At 61.0% G+C, this 12,323-nt stretch carries 12 protein-coding genes; 7 read left to right on the top strand and 5 right to left on the bottom strand.

What is annotated here, in order from left to right; translation table 11 throughout:
* The first annotated feature begins 38 nt into the window (after window positions 1–38).
* The 6 genes from PFLQ2_RS27005 to PFLQ2_RS27030 all read left to right on the top strand — a co-directional run bounded on the left by PFLQ2_RS27005 (window position 39) and on the right by PFLQ2_RS27030 (window position 6,122).
* The gene (locus tag PFLQ2_RS27005) at window positions 39–1,430 is read left to right on the top strand and encodes a M16 family metallopeptidase (protein WP_003177160.1); all 1,392 of its coding nucleotides are present in this window, start codon (window positions 39–41) and stop codon (window positions 1,428–1,430) included.
* 93 nt (window positions 1,431–1,523) lie between these two features.
* A complete protein-coding gene (locus PFLQ2_RS27010) occupies window positions 1,524–2,549 on the top strand; it encodes a DUF5924 family protein (RefSeq protein ID WP_003177159.1) in 1,026 nt (341 codons plus the stop codon).
* A 52-nt stretch (window positions 2,550–2,601) separates the two neighbouring features.
* Window positions 2,602–3,750, top strand: a complete 1,149-nt coding sequence (locus PFLQ2_RS27015) for an ABC transporter permease (protein ID WP_003177158.1) — start codon at window positions 2,602–2,604, stop codon at window positions 3,748–3,750.
* The gene (locus tag PFLQ2_RS27020) at window positions 3,744–4,550 is read left to right on the top strand and encodes an ABC transporter ATP-binding protein (RefSeq protein ID WP_003177157.1); all 807 of its coding nucleotides are present in this window, start codon (window positions 3,744–3,746) and stop codon (window positions 4,548–4,550) included. Before PFLQ2_RS27015 ends, PFLQ2_RS27020 begins: the two co-directional genes overlap by 7 nt.
* A 1-nt stretch (window position 4,551) precedes the next feature.
* Window positions 4,552–5,490 (top strand): MlaD family protein, encoded by a 939-nt coding sequence (locus PFLQ2_RS27025; RefSeq protein ID WP_003177156.1) that lies wholly within the window; start codon window positions 4,552–4,554, stop codon window positions 5,488–5,490.
* On the top strand, window positions 5,487–6,122 hold the full coding sequence (locus PFLQ2_RS27030; protein ID WP_003177155.1) for an ABC-type transport auxiliary lipoprotein family protein: 636 nt from the start codon (window positions 5,487–5,489) through the stop codon (window positions 6,120–6,122). The genes PFLQ2_RS27025 and PFLQ2_RS27030 overlap by 4 nt, the downstream gene beginning before the upstream one ends.
* 13 nt (window positions 6,123–6,135) lie before the next feature.
* Here PFLQ2_RS27030 and PFLQ2_RS27035 read toward each other — a convergent pair whose 3' ends face one another.
* The 5 genes from PFLQ2_RS27035 to PFLQ2_RS27055 form a co-directional block, all read right to left on the bottom strand.
* The gene (locus PFLQ2_RS27035) at window positions 6,136–7,365 is read right to left on the bottom strand and encodes a nucleoside recognition domain-containing protein (RefSeq protein ID WP_003177154.1); all 1,230 of its coding nucleotides are present in this window, start codon (window positions 7,363–7,365) and stop codon (window positions 6,136–6,138) included.
* A 134-nt stretch (window positions 7,366–7,499) separates the two neighbouring features.
* Window positions 7,500–8,831 (bottom strand): glutamate/aspartate:proton symporter GltP, encoded by a 1,332-nt coding sequence (gene gltP, locus PFLQ2_RS27040; protein ID WP_003177153.1) that lies wholly within the window; start codon window positions 8,829–8,831, stop codon window positions 7,500–7,502.
* Window positions 8,832–9,531: 700 nt separating this feature from the next.
* Window positions 9,532–9,996, bottom strand: a complete 465-nt coding sequence (locus PFLQ2_RS27045; RefSeq protein ID WP_003177152.1) for an inhibitor of vertebrate lysozyme family protein — start codon at window positions 9,994–9,996, stop codon at window positions 9,532–9,534.
* A 2-nt stretch (window positions 9,997–9,998) separates the two neighbouring features.
* Window positions 9,999–10,163: a DUF1328 domain-containing protein gene (locus tag PFLQ2_RS28405; RefSeq protein WP_003177151.1), complete on the bottom strand. Its 165-nt coding sequence runs from the start codon at window positions 10,161–10,163 to the stop codon at window positions 9,999–10,001.
* Between the two features lie 81 nt (window positions 10,164–10,244).
* Entirely contained in the window at window positions 10,245–10,532 is a 288-nt protein-coding gene (locus tag PFLQ2_RS27055; protein WP_003177150.1) for a hypothetical protein, read from the bottom strand.
* A gap of 438 nt (window positions 10,533–10,970) precedes the next feature.
* Here PFLQ2_RS27055 and algB point away from each other — a divergent pair, with 438 nt between their 5' ends.
* On the top strand, window positions 10,971–12,317 hold the full coding sequence (algB, locus tag PFLQ2_RS27060; RefSeq protein WP_003177149.1) for a sigma-54-dependent response regulator transcription factor AlgB: 1,347 nt from the start codon (window positions 10,971–10,973) through the stop codon (window positions 12,315–12,317).
* Window positions 12,318–12,323 lie beyond the last annotated feature (6 nt).

The following is a 12,323-nucleotide window of genomic DNA, read 5'->3' as shown; positions in this document are numbered from 1 at the left end:
GCGCCATGGACCCGCACCTCAGCCGCCAGGAAGCCCTTATGCGTTGTCTGCTATTCGCCTTTCTTTTGCTCGGCTCGTTGCCGGTAGTGGCCCTGGACCGGTTCCAGGTCGAAGGCTATACGTTGCCCAACGGCATGCAATTGTTGCTCAAGCCCGGCAGCGAACGCGGGCACGTGGCGATCCGGCTGGTGGTCGGCGTGGGCCTGGACGACTTCAGCTGCGCCGACAAGGAGCTGCCGCACCTGCTCGAACATCTGCTGTTCAGCGGCGTCGATGACAGTGGCGAAGGTGGCCTGGAGGAGCGCATGCAGGCCTTGGGCGGTGAGTGGAACGCCTTCACCAACAACGCCGATACCACGTTTGTGATCGAGGCACCGGCGAACAACCAGCGCAAGGTCCTGGACCTGCTGCTGGCGCTGTTGACCCGTACCCGCATCGATGAAAAAGCCCTGGCGGCGGCCAAACAGGTGGTCGAGCGCGAAGACGGCGGCCATTACACCCACCTGCAACGCTGGCTCGATCGTCAGGACCTGAGCCACAAGGCCAGCAATCAACTGGCAGTGGAACTGGGCTTGCGTTGCGCGGAACGGGCCGAGGTCGAACGTCTCACACTCGCCAAGATCGAGCACGTGCGCGAGGCCTGGTATGCACCGAACAACATGACGCTGATCGTGGTCGGCGATCTCGACCGGTTGTTGCCGGCCTATCTGGAACGCACCTTTGGCGAGCTCGAAGCAGTGGAGCCCAGCGTGCACGAACCGCTGCCGCAGATCCGCTACAGCGCGGTGACCAAGCGCAACCTTATTCGCGGCCTGGTCGGCAATGGCGCGAAACTCCACTGGTTATTTCCGGAGCCGGTGCTGGAACAGCAACACGACGAAACCTTCGACTTGCTCAAGGATTATCTGGACTGGGCGCTCTATCGTCAGTTGCGCCTGGCCCGTGGTCTGTCCTATGGGCCTTGGGTAGAGCGAGAGGTGTTCGGCGGCGTCGGCTTTTTCAGCCTGAACGCCGACCTGGCGCGCGAAGATTTGCCGCAAGCCGAGCAGGCGCTCGAAGCGCTGCGCCAGACCTTGCTCAAGGACGGCCTGGACACTGACAGTTTCATGCGTATCAAACGGGCCGCCATTGCCCATCAGGCCTGGGCGGTCCAGGGCAACAGCGCCCTGGCCGATTACTACTGGAGTGCCCTTGGCGACTATGAAGACGGCCGCTTCGCCAATCCCGCCGTGCGCTTGCAGGGAGTGAGCCTGGAACAGGCCAACCTGGCCCTGCGCGAGTTGCTGAAGGACCCGGGTTACCTGCGTATCGAGAAGCCGCTGCTCAGTGATGATGAGCTCGTTTGGGCGCTGGGCGGTGCGCTGGGGGTGCTGTTGCTCGGGCTGGTGATCTGGCAAGTGCGCCGCCGGTCCCGCCCGAGCGAGAGCTGAGTTCGCCACAACCACAAAAGCAGGCTCGTCACATCGTTGTCCGGGCGATACTCTGTAGGGGATATTTCCTACGACTTACTGTGAACCCACCTCATGCAGAACCTGACACTCTTTATCCAGCGCATTCTGGAACTGATGAAGCGCTATCCGGGGGTCATCGCGCTGGGTGGTTTCATTTCCGGGCTCGGCAGTTTCATGCTGGTGGACCGCCAACAGGGCCTGGCGACCTGGATCGCCATCATGATGCTGGTGAGCTGGCTCTGGCTGATGGTGGAAAACAGCATGACCCGGCTGTTCACGCGGATCTTCAAGCGTGAAATCCCCCAGCCGCTGTTGCGCTACGCCACGCAGATGATTCACCAGGAAAGCCTGTTTTTCGTCCTGCCGTTTTTCTTCATTACCACGACGTGGAACAGCAGCCAGTTGATCTTCACCGGCCTGCTCACCATCGCCGCGTTGATTTCGATCACCGATCCGCTGTATTACAAATGGCTCGCACCGCGGCGCTGGGCGTTCCTGGCGTTGCACACCCTGACGCTGTTCGCCGCCCTGCTCACCGCGTTGCCGGTCATCCTGCACTTGACCACTGACCAGAGCTTCAAGCTGGCGCTGGGCATTGCCATGCTGCTGTCGTTTCCGAGCCTGGCGTCGATCTTTCCGATCCGCACGGTGCGCAACGCCCTGGCGATCCTGTGCATCACCGTGGGGATCGGCGCCGCCGGCTGGGTCCTGCGCTCCTGGGTGCCACCGGCCACGCTGTGGATGACCGAAGTGGCGATCAGCACCCAACTGGAAGACCGCACGCCGGGCGCCAGCCTCAAGGAAGTCAGCGCAGCCCAGATCCGTGGCAACGGCCTGTATGCCTACACCGCCATCAACGCACCGCGAGGCCTCGACGAGCGGATTTATCACGTCTGGCAATTCAACGGCAAAGAAGTGGACCGCATCGCCTTGGATATTCATGGCGGGCGCAAGGAAGGCTACCGCGCCTGGACCCACAAGCAGAACTTCCCGGACGACCCGACGGGCAAATGGCAGGTACGGGTGCTGACGGAAAACGGCCAGATGATCGGCGTGCTGCGTTTCAACGTCAGCGCCGCGGCGCCCGAAGCAAAATGAATGTGGTCGTGCTATTAGGTAGCGCTGTTCAAGCCGAACGAGCAAGAAACGTATGACCCCTGGCCCCCACATGGGCAGTGCCCGACTCGACACTTCCGGCTCGCCGGCGCAACTGTGGATCAGCGGCGACTGGACGCTGGCCCATTACCCACAGCTCAAGCGCTTGGGCGAATCGCTGCGCGGCCAGTACGACGAAAAGACCCGGATCGACCTCAACGGCCTCGGCGCCCTCGACACCGCCGGAGCCTCATTGCTGGTGGAACTGCTGGGTTCCGAGCGGCTGGGCAAGACCGCCGAACATCCCGATTGCAGCTTGCCGGCCGCCGAGCGGGCACTGCTACAGACGGTTTATCGTTCGCTGACGGATTTCTGCGTACCCATCAAAGAACCGACGGTGAGCGTTTGGACCCAATTGCTCACACGCATCGGCCGCGCTGTGGAAAAGGTTTGCCAGGACACCCTGCAATTGCTGGGCTTCGTCGGCCTGATCCTGGAAACCATCGCCCGCAACCTGTTTCGCCCCAGACGCTGGCGCATGACCCCCATGATCGTCCACATCGAACAGACCGGTCTGGATGCGGCCCCCATCGTCGCCTTGCTGACGTTTTTGGTGGGCGCGGTGGTGGCGTTCCTCGGGGCGACGGTGCTGGCCGACTTCGGCGCCAGTATTTTTACCGTCGACCTGGTGGCGTTCTCGTTCCTGCGTGAATTCGGCGTGCTGCTGACGGCGATCCTCATGGCGGGCCGCACCGCCAGCGCGTTCACCGCACAAATCGGCTCGATGAAGGCCAACGAAGAAATCGACGCGATCCGCACCCTTGGCCTCGATCCCGTCGAGCTGCTGGTCGTGCCACGGGTGTTGGCGTTGCTGGTGGCGCTGCCCATGCTGACCTTCGTGGCCATGCTTTCGGGCATTGTCGGCGGCGGCGTTGTCTGCGCCCTGTCACTGGGTATTTCCCCGGCGATGTTCCTGACGCTGTTGCAGTCGGACATTGGCGTACAGCATTTCGTGGTGGGGATGGTCAAGGCACCGATCTTTGCCTTCCTGATCGCCGCCGTCGGCTGCCTGGAAGGTTTCAAGGTCAGCGGCAGCGCCGAGTCGGTCGGGGCGCACACGACGTCCAGCGTGGTGCAGTCGATTTTCGTGGTGATTGTGCTCGATGCCGTGGCCGCGCTGTTCTTCATGGAGATGCAATGGTGAGCCGACCTCCTCGCCCGCCCGCCGAGGCGGTGATTCAAGTGCGTGGCTTGTGTAATCGCTTCGGCCAACAGAGCGTGCATGAAAACCTCGACCTGGATGTGTACAAGGGCGAGATCCTCGCGGTAGTCGGCGGCTCTGGCAGTGGCAAGTCGGTGTTGCTGCGCAGCATCGTTGGCTTGAACCAACCCAGTGAGGGATCGATCAAGGTGTTTGGCCAGGACTTGCCGAGCCTGTCTCAGGAACAGCGCTCGCGGATCGAGCGCCGCTTTGGCGTGCTGTTTCAGAAAGGCGCGCTGTTTTCGTCCCTGACCGTGACTGAAAATGTCGCCCTGCCGCTGATCGAACACGCCGGGCTTAGCCGCGCCGATGCCGAACATCTGGCAGCGGTGAAACTGGCATTGGCCGGGCTACCGCTCTCGGCGGCAGACAAGTACCCCGCCTCGCTGTCCGGCGGCATGATCAAGCGAGCCGCACTGGCCCGGGCGCTGGCTCTGGACCCGGACATTCTGTTTCTCGACGAACCTACCGCAGGCCTTGATCCCATCGGTGCGGCGGCGTTCGATCAATTGATCCTGACGTTGCGCGATGCCCTGGGCTTGAGTGTGTTCCTGGTCACCCATGACTTGGATACCCTCTACACCATCACTGACCGGGTGGCGGTGCTGGCGCAGAAAAAGGTGCTGGTGGCCGATGTCATCGACAAGGTATCGGAAACCGACGATGCCTGGATTCACGAATATTTCCACGGCCCTCGCGGTCGCGCGGCGCTATCGGCCGCTACACAACTGAACGAGGTTTGACATGGAAACCCGAGCCCATCATGTGCTGATCGGCCTGTTCACCGTAATTGTGGTGGTCAGCGCCCTGCTGTTCGGCCTCTGGCTGGCAAAGTCCAGCGTGGACAGCGAGTTCAAGGATTACGAAGTGGTGTTCAACGAGGCCGTCAGTGGCTTGTCCAAGGGCAGCTCGGTGGAATACAGCGGCATCAAGGTCGGCGATGTCGTCAGCTTGCGGCTCGACCCTAACGACCCACGCCGGGTGCTGGCGCGGGTGCGCTTGAGTGGTGAAACGCCCATCAAGCAAGACACCCAGGCCAAGTTGGCACTGACGGGCATTACCGGCACCTCGATCATCCAGCTCAGCGGCGGCACACCCCAGAGCCAGCCATTGACCGGACACGACGGCGAACCGCCGGTAATCATTGCCGCGCCCTCGCCCATCGCCCGCCTGCTCAATAACAGCGATGACCTGATGACCAGCATCAATCTGCTGCTGCACAACGCCAACGAGGTGTTCTCCTCGGACAATGTCCAGCGCCTGAGCAGCACCCTCGACCATCTGGAACAAACCACCGGAGTCATCGCCGAGCAACGCGGCGACGTTCGCCAGGCCATGCAACAGCTGGCGACCATCGGCAAGCAGGCGAGCGCCACGCTGGAGCAGACCACCGCACTGATGCGCAACGCCAATGGCTTGCTCAATGACCAAGGCAAGCAGGCATTCGGCAACGCCGGCCAGGCCATGCAATCCCTGGCTCGCAGCACGGCAACCCTCGACAAACTGCTGGATGACAATCGGGACTCGCTGAATAACGGCATGCAGGGCCTCAATGCCCTGGCGCCAGCCGTGCGTGAGCTGCGCGAGACCCTGAGCGCACTGCGGGGGATCTCCCGGCGTCTGGATGCCAACCCCAGCGGCTACTTGCTGGGCAATGACAAGAACAAGGAATTCACGCCATGAAGCCGTTGCATCGGTTCATCCGCCCTATTCTCTTGCTGGCAGGACTGACCCTGGCTGGCGGTTGCTCGATTTTGCCCAAGACAGCGCCGTCGGATGTGTATCGCTTGCCCATCACTCAAGCCCCTGCTTCTGCGGGCACGCCGGTGAGCTGGTCGCTACGCCTGGCCAGCCCCCAGGCCAGCGAGATACTCAACAGCCCGAACATCGCCGTCATTCCCCAAGGCAACCTGCTCAGCAGCTATGCCGCCTCGCGTTGGAGCGATCCGGCACCGGTTTTGCTGCGTAACCGTTTGCTCGATGGCTTCGCCCAGGATCGACGCGTCGGGTTGTTGAGTGTCGCCGACAGTAACTTGCAGGCCGACTTGGAGTTGGGCGGCCAGTTGCAGGCTTTCCAGACGGAATATCAAGGTACGGCAGCCAGCGTGGTGATTCGCCTGGATGCGCTGCTGGTGCGCGGTTTCGACCAACGCATCCTGGCCAGTCGCCGTTTTGAAGTCCGCCAACCGCTGACCGACGTGAAAGTGCCAGCGGTGGTGGAAGGTTTTGGCCGGGCCAGTGATCGACTGACGGCCGAGGTCGTTAATTGGACGGTGGAGCAGGGCCAGCGTCTCGCAACGCCCTCGCTCCACTAGGGTTCGCCAGGGCTCAGCCAAAGAACCAATAGCAAACCCCGATCGCCGCCACGACCCCGGCGAACTCCGCCAGCAGCGCGCAGCCCACGGCATGGCGCGCTCGTTGGATACCCACGGAGCCGAAGTACACCGCCAGCACGTAGAAGGTGGTCTCGGTGCTGCCCTGGATGGTCGCGGCCACCAGGGCAGGGAAGCTGTCCACGCCGGACGTCTTCATGGTCTCGATCAGCATGGCCCGTGCGGCGCTGCCGGAGAACGGCTTGACCATGGCGGTCGGCAAGGCATCGACGAAGCGGGTATCCAAGCCGGCCCACTGCACCAGGTGACGGATGCCGTCCAGGCCGAAATCCAGCGCTCCCGAAGCGCGCAGCACACCCACGGCGCAGAGCATCGCCACCAAGTACGGCAGCAGATTCTTGGCGACGTCGAACCCCTCCTTGGCCCCTTCGACGAAGGCTTCGTACACCTTGACCTTGCGCAGAGCCCCTATCACAAGGAACAGGATGATCAAGCCAAACAGCGTCAGGTTGCCCAGGATCGAAGATAACCCCGCCAGCGCCGTGGCCGAGAGCGTCGCCAATAGCGCCATGAAGCCGCCCAGCACCAACGCCCCCGGAATCAGGTAAGCCAGCACCACCGGATCCCAGAGCCGCAGGCGCTGAACGAAGGCCACCGAGAGCAGCCCCATCAAGGTCGAGGCGCTGGTGGCGAGCAGGATCGGCAGGAACACCAGGGTCGGATCCGGCGCGCCTTGCTGGGCGCGGTACATGAAGATCGTCACCGGCAGCAGAGTCAGCGAGGAGGCGTTGAGCACCAGGAACAGGATCTGCGCATTACTGGCGATGGTCGGGCTGGGGTTGAGGTCCTGCAGGGCCCGCATGGCCTTGAGACCGATAGGGGTTGCGGCGTTGTCCAGGCCCAGGCCGTTGGCGGCAAAGTTGAGGGTGATCAGGCCAATCGCCGGGTGGCCGGCCGGCACTTCTGGCATCAAGCGCAAGAACAGCGGTCCGAGGGCCTTGGCCAGCCAGTCGACGATCCCGGCTTTTTCGGCGATCCGCAAAAAACCCAGCCACAAGGTCAAGGTGCCGAACAGCAGGACCATCACTTCCACCGACAGCTTGGCCATGGCGAAGATGCTTTCCACCATGGCCGCGAAAATCCCGGCGTTGCCGCCGATCAACCACTGCGCCAGCGCCGACACGGCTGCCACGATAAAGAAGCCAAGCCACAGGCCATTGAGCATCGGTTAAATCCCCCGGAAGATGCCGCGAATGATAGCGGGGCTGGCAGAAACGACAAACCCCGGATTTCTCCGGGGTTTGCGTGGGTGGTCAATGTCGGAGCGAGCTTGCTCGCGATGGCGGCCTCAAGGCAGCCTCAGTGACCGGAAGTTTCCCCGGCCGGCAGCGGCTCTTTGCTGCGCCAGTGCGGCAGGGAGTTCCAGTAGCGCTGGCCCTTGGCATCGTCGTACATGCCTTCCCAGCGGGAAATGACCAGCACCGCCAGGGCGTTGCCGATGACGTTCAGCGCGGTGCGAGCCATGTCCATGATGCGGTCGACACCGGCAATGAACGCCAGGCCTTCCAAGGGAATGCCCACGCTGCCAAGAGTCGCCAGCAGCACCACGAACGACACACCCGGTACGCCGGCGATGCCTTTGGAGGTCACCATCAACGTCAGCACCAACAGCAATTGCTGACTGATGGACAGGTCGATGCCGTACAACTGGGCGATGAAAATCGCCGCGATGCTCTGGTACAGGGTCGAGCCGTCGAGGTTGAACGAATAACCGGTAGGCACCACGAAGCTGCAGATGGCTTTCGGTGCGCCGTAGGCTTCCATCTTCTCGATCACGCGCGGCAGCACGGTCTCGGAGCTGGCGGTGGAGTAGGCCAGCACCAGCTCATCCTTGAAGATGCGCATCAGCTTGAGCACCGAGAAGCCGAACAGACGAGCAATCAGGCCCAGTACCACGAAAGCGAAGAAAGCGATGGCGACGTAAACCAGGATCACCAGTTTCGCCAGCGGCAGCAGGGAGGCGAAACCGAAGTTGGCGACCGTCACCGCGATCAGCGCGAACACGCCGATTGGCGCGTACTGCATGATCATGTGTGTCACCTTGAACATGCTTTCCGACACGCCCTGGAACATCTTCACCAGCGGTTCGCGCAGGTCCGATTGCAGGCTGGACAGGCCCAGCCCGAACAATACGGAGAAGAAGATGATCGGCAGCATCTCGCCACGGGCGACCGCTGCGAAGATGTTCGATGGGATCAGGTTGAGAATGGTCTCGACGAAGGCATGCTCATGCTGGACTTCGGCGGCGGTGGCCTGGTACTTGGAAATATCGACAGTGCCCAGGGTGCTCATGTCGATGCCGCTGCCCGGCTGGAAGAAGTTGGCCAGTAGCAGGCCGACGACGATGGCGATGGTGGTGACGACTTCGAAATAAAGGATGGTCTTGAGGCCGATACGCCCCAGTTTCTTGGCGTCGCCGACCCCGGCAATGCCGACGATCAAGGAGGAAATCACGATCGGAATCACGATCATCTTGATCAAGCGGATGAAGATATCGCCGGCCGGTTGCAGCACGTTGCTAATCCACCAGGCCTTCTCGGCACTGAAATGGTTGAGCAGCGCGCCCAGTGCAATCCCGAGCACCAGACCGATGAGGATCTGCCAGGCGAGGCTTAATCTTGCCTTCTTCATATCATTACCCTTACTTCAGTTGGACTCGGGCAGCGGCACGAACACGGTTGCCAATGGCAATAAAGGTTCGCGCCGCTGCCCCCGTATAAGGTCACCCCGAGCGCGCTAGCGGCTAACTGGCAGGCGAAAAAAGGCGCAACTATTGCGATGCAAGGGGAGGCCGTCTAATGCCGTAAACGCCTACCCTATGCCGAATCGGCATGAGATTTTCAAAACGAAACGAGCGTCCCGATCGAATCTAATCGAGCGTTCTGGCGGGCATAAGCGCCGTGAAACGGCCATTTCAGCGTAGCCCGGCCTTCGCGGGCATACCTGCGGATCCGATGAAATGCAGGCGAATCCAGACATGCCCCATGGACGCAAAAGCGCGGGCATTCTCCGATATACGGTCGGGCGTGGGGGGATAAATCGAACGATGGAGACAAAATGCCGCATCGGGCAGCGGTGCGAGGCGTCGATCTGGCAGCCGCTCTGGCGCAAGCATTGGGTGCGATAAGCTCTCCGCAAGTTCGCCAAGCCACCGTGGCTTTGCGAACTTGCGTCGCAGCTTTTACCTGACCCGGCCCTTTCGCAGGCACCCCTTGTGCCCGTAGGTCACTCCGACCCTAAGCGGTCAGAACGTCCCAGCCCCCTGGTCATGCAGCAGCCCTCCTCGGGCTGTGCAGAAGGAAAAGCAAGGCTGCTTTTCCCGTTCTCAAAATCAGTACCAATTTGGATCTTTCTTGAGTTGTTCCCTTAACAGTTCCTGCATACCTTCATCGGGTTTGCCAAGGAACCGGTAGTCGGCATGACGCGTGGGCGACTTGTCGGCCGGCAATCCGGCAGGCACTTCCACCAGCATTGCGTAGGCCTCGTCCTTGTCAAAACTAAAGGCCACGATCAGGCGTTTACTGCGGCATGTCGCCTGGGTTTCGCACAGAGGGCCCACCAGATATTTCTCGCCATCTTCCTCGACGGCGTTCATCTGTTGCGAATCGCCCGACAGGTTCATCACCCATTCCGGCAAGCGTTCCTCTTTGCGAACGACGTGCTGCCAGGTCTCGCGGTACTGCGGGTCTGCCTCAAGCAGTTGATTGACCCGCATCTGTCCATCATTGGCAGCCATTGCCGTGGCACAGCCGCCCAAGAGCAGGGCGGCGGCCAATCCTTTATAGGGAACGCCCATGGTCAGCCTCGACCACGACGGCCAAAGAAGAAGGAAGCGATGAACATCACCAGGAACACGACAAAGAGAATCTTGGCGATGCCCGTGGCGGTGCCTGCGATACCACCGAAGCCCAGTACGGCGGCGATGATGGCAATGATCAGGAAAGTAATTGCCCAGCTCAACATGGTGATTCTCCTTACGCTTTTCTATTTAGTGAGGGTCTGGCGGTGATGGTTCCGGTGCACTGGACGACCGGTCTCATCGAGTTAAAAAACCCAACGCTCCTGACGGGGCATGTCAGTGACGGGTTGGGCCTGGTCGACCTCCATCATTCGCATTGAAGCGGTGGCTTCCGCGACGCTGTTTACGGCGCTGAAATGCGTCTGAGGAGCGCGATACACGGAAACCTGAGGCGCCTCGGGCTGGCGGCTTTCGTGCCAGAGAAGAAGCTGCTGGCTTGCCACCAGAGTGATCAGCAGCGCCAGAACAGCCCACAAACCCTGCTGGATATGCAGGGAAGAGATTCGAAATTGGGCGGCACGTTGACGATTCATCCTGAAATTCCTCCCCACCCGAGTGGTGATTTGGTTGAGGCGTTCTAACGCCACGTTTGATTCAGAACATTGCAGTCGCCGTGCCAGATTTTTTATCGACACAAATATCAATTAAAACAAATAGTTATGAAAGCTGTGCACGATGTTGGGGGCGCATCCTGCACGATGACCCGATGGGAGTCGTGCGAATTGCACGAAGGAAAAAGGGAAGGGCGATAGATTCTTTTTGAATTGCCCGTCTGAAACAGCTGTCGGAATGAGCGAGCCGAACCGTAAGACCCACGCGGCTCATGAAAAAAGCAGCTTAAATCAATATTTTAGCCACCCGGCGTCCACAGGGCCGTTCGCGGTGGGTAATATCCCCTCAGAAATGACCATGCAACTTGCCCGATTTTTCTGACACTAACCAACATCATTCATTAAAGGAGCGTAGGAAAGATGGAATCCGCCACTGAGCATCAAGGCCGCATTCTGCTGGTGGACGATGAGTCCGCCATCCTGCGTACGTTCCGTTATTGCCTTGAAGACGAAGGCTATACCGTCGCCACCGCCAACAGCGCCGCCCAGGCCGATGCCTTGCTGCAACGCCAGGTATTCGACCTGTGCTTTCTCGACTTGCGCCTGGGTGAAGACAATGGCCTGGACGTCCTGGCGCAGATGCGTATTCAGGCGCCATGGATGCGGGTAGTGATCGTCACTGCTCACTCGGCTGTCGACACCGCTGTCGATGCGATCCAGGCCGGGGCGGCGGATTATCTGGTCAAGCCTTGCAGCCCGGATCAACTGCGCCTGGCGACCGCCAAGCAATTGGAAGTGCGCCAATTGTCGGCAAGGCTTGAAGCCCTCGAGGGGGAAGTACGCAAGCCCAAGGATGGCCTCGATTCTCACAGCCCGGCGATGAAAGTGGTCCTGGAAACTGCCCGCCAGGTGGCCAGCACCGATGCCAACATTTTGATTCTCGGCGAGTCCGGCACCGGTAAAGGCGAGCTGGCCCGGGCGATCCACGGCTGGAGCAAGCGTGCGAAGAAGTCCTGCGTGACCATCAATTGCCCGTCATTAACCGCTGAGTTGATGGAAAGCGAATTGTTCGGCCATAGCCGTGGGGCATTCACCGGCGCCAGCGAGAGCACCTTGGGTAGGGTCAACCAGGCCGATGGCGGCACGCTGTTTCTTGACGAGATCGGCGATTTTCCCTTGACGTTGCAGCCCAAGTTATTGCGCTTCATCCAGGACAAGGAATATGAGCGGGTAGGCGACCCGGTGACCCGTCGCGCCGACGTGCGGATTCTTGCCGCGACCAACCTCAACCTGGAGGACATGGTGCGCGACGGACGTTTTCGCGAAGACCTGCTGTATCGCCTGAACGTCATCACCCTGCACCTGCCGCCCCTGCGCGAGCGCGCCGAAGACATCCTGACCCTGGCCGACCGTTTCCTGGCGCGCTTCGTCAAGGAGTATGCACGTCCGGCCCGGGGTTTCAGCGACGAGGCTCGCGAAGCGCTGCTAGGCTACCGCTGGCCAGGCAACATTCGGGAGCTGCGAAACGTGGTCGAGCGTGCCAGCATCATCTGCCCCCAAGAGAAAGTCGAAATCAGTCACCTGGGCATGGCCGAGCAACCGGTCAACAACGCGCCGCGAATCGGTGCCGCGCTAAGCCTCGACGAATTGGAGAAAGCCCATATCGGCGCGGTGCTGGCCACGGCCGACACCCTCGACCAGGCGGCCAAGACGCTGGGTATCGATGCCTCCACGCTGTATCGCAAACGCAAGCAGTACAACCTGTGAGCGAGA

It is taken from the genome of Pseudomonas fluorescens Q2-87, from assembly GCF_000281895.1.
Taxonomy (GTDB): domain Bacteria; phylum Pseudomonadota; class Gammaproteobacteria; order Pseudomonadales; family Pseudomonadaceae; genus Aquipseudomonas; species Aquipseudomonas fluorescens_S.
Note: the sequence above shows the minus strand (reverse complement) of the source record. Positions and strands in the feature narration are given on the sequence as shown.

What these genes read in the sequence shown, in the direction of transcription:
- PFLQ2_RS27005 (WP_003177160.1), top strand. Translation starts at nt 39, where the DNA reads ATGCGTTGTCTGCTATTCGCCTTTCTTTTGCTCGGCTCGTTGCCGGTA.
- PFLQ2_RS27010 (WP_003177159.1), top strand. Translation starts at nt 1,524, where the DNA reads ATGCAGAACCTGACACTCTTTATCCAGCGCATTCTGGAACTGATGAAG.
- PFLQ2_RS27015 (WP_003177158.1), top strand. Translation starts at nt 2,602, where the DNA reads ATGACCCCTGGCCCCCACATGGGCAGTGCCCGACTCGACACTTCCGGC.
- PFLQ2_RS27020 (WP_003177157.1), top strand. Translation starts at nt 3,744, where the DNA reads ATGGTGAGCCGACCTCCTCGCCCGCCCGCCGAGGCGGTGATTCAAGTG.
- PFLQ2_RS27025 (WP_003177156.1), top strand. Translation starts at nt 4,552, where the DNA reads ATGGAAACCCGAGCCCATCATGTGCTGATCGGCCTGTTCACCGTAATT.
- PFLQ2_RS27030 (WP_003177155.1), top strand. Translation starts at nt 5,487, where the DNA reads ATGAAGCCGTTGCATCGGTTCATCCGCCCTATTCTCTTGCTGGCAGGA.
- PFLQ2_RS27035 (WP_003177154.1), bottom strand. Translation starts at nt 7,365, where the DNA reads ATGCTCAATGGCCTGTGGCTTGGCTTCTTTATCGTGGCAGCCGTGTCG.
- gltP (WP_003177153.1), bottom strand. Translation starts at nt 8,831, where the DNA reads ATGAAGAAGGCAAGATTAAGCCTCGCCTGGCAGATCCTCATCGGTCTG.
- PFLQ2_RS27045 (WP_003177152.1), bottom strand. Translation starts at nt 9,996, where the DNA reads ATGGGCGTTCCCTATAAAGGATTGGCCGCCGCCCTGCTCTTGGGCGGC.
- PFLQ2_RS28405 (WP_003177151.1), bottom strand. Translation starts at nt 10,163, where the DNA reads ATGTTGAGCTGGGCAATTACTTTCCTGATCATTGCCATCATCGCCGCC.
- PFLQ2_RS27055 (WP_003177150.1), bottom strand. Translation starts at nt 10,532, where the DNA reads ATGAATCGTCAACGTGCCGCCCAATTTCGAATCTCTTCCCTGCATATC.
- algB (WP_003177149.1), top strand. Translation starts at nt 10,971, where the DNA reads ATGGAATCCGCCACTGAGCATCAAGGCCGCATTCTGCTGGTGGACGAT.